Source organism: Streptococcus sp. CCH5-D3 (assembly GCF_001556435.1).
Taxonomy (GTDB): Bacteria; Bacillota; Bacilli; order Lactobacillales; family Streptococcaceae; genus Streptococcus.
In genome coordinates this window covers 1-564 of sequence record NZ_LSIW01000152.1, presented here as the reverse complement: position 1 = coordinate 564, position 564 = coordinate 1, and the positions used below count along the sequence as shown (strand labels likewise).

The window sequence follows — 564 nt, the reverse complement described above, 5'->3', positions numbered from 1 at the left end:
ATGCTGACTCTGAGTTTGACACTGATTGTGACTCACTAATTGATTCGCTTACTGAGGCTGACTCTGAGTTTGAAATAGACTGTGATTCTGATACTGATTCACTTACAGAGGCTGATTCTGAAGTTGAGGCAGATTGTGAGGCTGAAACAGATGCACTTACTGAGACTGAAACTGAGTTTGACTCGGATTGTGACGCTGATGTCGACTCACTCTCTGAAGTCGAAACTGAGTTTGATTCTGATTGTGACGCTGATGTCGATTCACTTACTGACGCTGATTCTGAATTAGAAACAGACTGTGATTCTCTTACTGAAGCACTTTCTGACGATGACTCTGAGTTTGAAACCGATTGTGATTCTGAAATTGATTCACTCGTTGAAGCTGATTCTGAAATTGAAACAGACTGTGACTCTGAAATTGAAGCACTTACTGAGGCTGAAGTTGAATTTGACTCTGATTGTGATGTCGACGTTGAGGCACTTTCTGACGATGACTCTGAGTTTGAAACCGATTGTGACTCAGATACTGAAGCACTCTCTGAAGCGGATTCAGAATTTGATACAG

At 41.7% G+C, this 564-nt stretch carries 1 protein-coding gene; it reads right to left on the bottom strand.

The annotated features are described in order from the left end of the window. Positions 1-564: hypothetical protein (locus AX662_RS10835; protein WP_197414717.1), on the bottom strand; the 564-nt coding region annotated here is incomplete at both ends.